Raw genomic sequence first — 4,276 nt, 5'->3', positions numbered from 1 at the left:
CCTTCGCCCGCAGCACCTCCCCCAACTCCTCCGCACCCACCTCACCCAACGGGGTCATCTGCGCCACCCCCGCCGCGTGCACCACCGCCCGCACCGGATCACCACTCCCGGCCAGACCGTCCAGCAACCCGGCCACCGCCGCCCGGTCGGCCACGTCGCAGGGCATCACCGACACCCGCGCGCCCGCCCCCCGCAACCCCGCGACCACGCCCGCGCCTTCCGAACCCAGCCCGCCCTCGCCGCTGCGCGACAGCAGCACCACGTGCTCCGCTCCCACGCCCACCGCCCACCGCGCCACCCGCAGACCCAACGCGCCCGTCCCGCCGGTCACCAGCACCGTCCCCGACAACCGCACGCCGCCGCTCGGGACCGAACCCACAGCCGCCCGCACCAACCGCCGGCCGAACACCCCCGACGACCGCACCGCCACCTGATCCTCCACGCCACCCGCCAGGACCCCGGACAGCCGGTCCCACACCCGTCCGTCCGCCGCACCCGGCACATCCACCAGGCCGCCCCACGACCCCGGCAGTTCCAGCCCCGCGACCCGGCCAAGACCCCACAGTGCCGCGCCCTCGACGTCGTCGAGCACGTCGGACCCGCCCACCGACACCGCGCCACTGGTCAGCCACCACAGCCGACCCTCGATCCCGGAGTCGGTCAGCGCCTGGACCGCCGTCAGCGCCGTCGACAGGGCGGCGGCGGCCGGAAGATCATCCGGGCCCGCCGGGGCGGCCAGCGAGAGCAGGGACAGCACGCCGGCGACCTTGCCGTCGGGCCCGGCCGCCTCGCTCAGCCGCCTCGCCACCGCGTCCCGGTCCGCGCCGTCGACCAGGACGGGGACGACCCGGGCCCCCCGGGCCGCCAGGGCGGCGAGGGCCGGGTGGTCCTCCTGTCCCGGCGCGGTCAGCACCAGCCAGGTTCCGGTGAGCGTGCCGGTGGCCGGCACGGCAGCCGTGCGCCACTCGACGCGGTACCGCCACGAGTCGACCGTCGACCGCCGCTGCGCGTCCCGACGCCACCGGGCGAGCTTCGGCAGCAGCGCCGCCGAGGGCCCGTCCACGCCGGACGCCAGTTCCTCGCCCAGCACGCCGAGATCGCCGGACTCGACCGCCGCCCAGAACTGCTCGTCCGCCGGCCCGCTCGCGGTGGCGGAAGCGGGTGCCGGCGCCGGGTCCTCCAGCCAGTAGCGGCGGCGGTCGAAGGCGTAGGTGGGCAGGTCCACCGCTCGCGGCCGGACGCCCGCCTGCGCCAGGTAGGCCGACCAGTCCACCGACACCCCGGCCACGTGCAGCTGACCCACGGCCGCCAGCAGGCACTCCACCTCCGGGCGATCCCGCCGCAACGTCGCCACCCGACACACCTCACCATCGGCGACCTCGGCCACCATCGCCGTCAGCACCGCGTCCGGGCCCACCTCCAGGAACGTGTCCACCCCGGCCGCCCGCAGCGCCGTCACCCCGTCGGCGAACCGCACCGGTCGCCGCACATGGCGCACCCAGTACTCCGGATCCGCCACCTCCAACGGATCCGCCACCGCACCCGACACGTTCGACACCACCGCCGCCGACGGCGCCCGCCAGTCCAACCCCGCGACCACCGCACGGAACCCGTCGAGCATCGGCTCCATCAACCCGGAGTGGAACGCGTGCGACACGGACAGGGGCTTGGTCCGCCAGCCCCGGGCCCGACAGGTGTCCACCACGAGTTCGACCTCGTCAGCCGCACCGGAGAGGACCACCGCCGCCGGGCCGTTCACCGCCGCCACGTCCACCGCCGCGCCGGTCACCTCGATGATCAGACGCACGTCGGCCTCGGACGCAGCGACCGCCGCCATCACCCCGCCGGCCGGCAGGGCCTGCATCAGCCGACCCCGCGCCGCCACCAGCACACACGCGTCCTCCAGCGACAACACCCCCGCCGCGTACGCAGCAGTCACCTCGCCCAGCGAGTGCCCCGCGAAGAAGTCGGCCCGCACCCCCCACGACCGCAGCAACTCCCACAACGCCACCTCGACGGCGAACAGCCCCGCCTGCGCGAACACCGTCCGGTCCAACAGACCCGCCTCGACGGACCCCGGCTCGGCGAACACCACCGACATCAGGGGCTGCGGCAACAACCCGTCCAGGTGCCCGCACACCTCGTCCAGCGCCGCCGCGAACACCGGGAACCGGTCATGCAGCTCCCGACCCATCCCCACCCGCTGCGAACCCTGACCGGTGAACAACACCGCCCGTCGACCCGACGACACCACACCCGACGCCGCAGCACCACCGGCCGCCACCGCGTCCAGGCCCGCCACCAACTCGTCCACGCCGGAGCCCCACACCACCGCGCGGTGCTCCAACGCCGCCCGCGACGACACCAACGACCACGCCACATCCACCGCCGCCAGATCAGCGCGGCCCCGCACGAACGACGCCAACCGCGCCGCCTGACCCACCAACGCCCGCTCGGAGCGACCCGACACCACCCACGGCACGGGCAGCCCCGGAACAGACCCCATCCCCGGCTCCGGCTCCGGCTCTGATTCCGGCTGTTCCAGGATCACGTGCGCGTTCGTCCCCGAGATGCCGAACGACGACACCCCCGCCCGACGCGGCCGGCCCACCTCCGGCCACCCCCGCGGTTCGGTCACCAGGGTGACCGCGCCCGACTCCCAGTCCACGTGCGACGACGGCTCGTCCACGTGCAACGACGCCGGCACCACCCCGTGCCGCATCGCCAAGACCATCTTGATGATCCCGGCGACACCCGCCGCCGCCTGCGTGTGACCGATGTTCGACTTCACCGACCCCAACAACAACGGCACATCCCGACCCTGCCCGTACGTCGCCAGCAACGCCTGCGCCTCGATCGGATCACCCAACGTCGTACCCGTGCCGTGCGCCTCCACCACGTCCACATCCACCGGCGACAACCCCGCCGACGCCAACGCCTGCCGGATCACCCGCTGCTGCGACGGACCATTCGGCGCCGTCAACCCGTTCGACGCACCATCCTGGTTCACCGCCGAACCCCGCACCACCGCCAGAACCCGCCGACCCTCCCGCCGCGCATCCGACAACCGCTGCACGAGGATGACGCCGACGCCCTCGGACCAACCCGTCCCGTCGGCCGCCTCGGCGAAGGACCTGCACCGTCCGTCGGCCGAGAGGCCGCCCTGGATCGAGAACTCGGCGAAGGTGGCCGGGGAGGCCATCACGCAGACGCCGCCGGCCAGCGCGAGGTCACACTCGCCGGACCGCAGCGCCTGGGCCGCCAGGTGCAGCGCGACCAGCGACGACGAACACGCCGTGTCCACCGTCACCGCCGGCCCCTCGAACCCGAACGAGTACGAGACCCGACCCGACAGCACGCTGGTCGCGTTGCCGGTGAGCAGGTGACCGCCGACTTCCTGGGCGCGGCCGACGGAGCCACTCGCGTACCCCTGGAAGCTGGCTCCGGCGAAGACGCCGACGGCTCCGCCCTTGAGGCTGGTCGGGTCGATGCCCGCCGACTCGATCGCCTCCCAGGACGTTTCCAGCAGCAGCCGCTGCTGCGGGTCCATGGCGAGGGCCTCGCGCGGCGAGATGCCGAAGAACTCGGCGTCGAACTCGCCAGCGTCGTAGACGAAGCCGCCCCTGCGGGCGAACGACGTGTCGGACATGCCGCTGCCCAGGACGTTGTCCCAGCCCCGGTCGAGCGGGAACTCGGAGATGCCGTCGCGGCCGTCGGCGAGCAGTTGCCACAGCTCGTCGGGCGTGCCGACGCCACCGGGAAGGCGGCAACCCATGCCGACGATGACGATGGGGTCGTCGTCCAACGCGGCGGGGCGGATCTCGGCCGGTGAGTCGGCCGACGCCCCGATCAGGGTGTCGCGGAGCAGAGCGACCAGGGCCGCCGGCGTCGGGTGGTCGAAGACGAGGGTGCTGGGCAGCGCCAGGCCGGTCTCGGCGATCAGCCGGTTGCGCAGCTCGACCGCGGTGAGCGAGTCGAACCCGAGGCGCTGGAACGCACGGTCCGCCGGGACGGACTCCACGCCGGCGTGACCGAGCACCGAGGCGACCTGGGAGCGTACGAGATCGAGCAGGAACGCCTCGGCGTCGGTGGCCGGCAGGGCCGCGAGCCGCCCGCGCAGCACGGACGCCTGGTCGGTGGGGCCGGCAACGGTCGGGGCGGACGCCGCGAGTGCCGCCTGGGCCTCGGGGATCTCGGTGAGCAGCGGGCTCGGCCGCAGCGCGGTGAACGACGACGCGAACCTGTCCCACCGCACATCCGCCACCACCACCGACAC

General features: G+C 74.1%; 1 protein-coding gene. It reads right to left on the bottom strand.

Features of this window, described 5'->3' with window-relative positions; all coding sequences use genetic code 11:
* On the bottom strand, nt 1-4,276 hold a 4,276-nt coding region (locus ACFYZF_RS30575), incomplete at both ends, for a type I polyketide synthase (RefSeq protein ID WP_387026646.1).

The organism is Micromonospora sp. NPDC001898, assembly GCF_042891255.1.
GTDB lineage: Bacteria > Actinomycetota > Actinomycetes > Mycobacteriales > Micromonosporaceae > Micromonospora.
The sequence above is the reverse complement of the archived record's forward strand: the minus strand, read 5'-3'. Positions and strand labels throughout refer to the sequence as shown.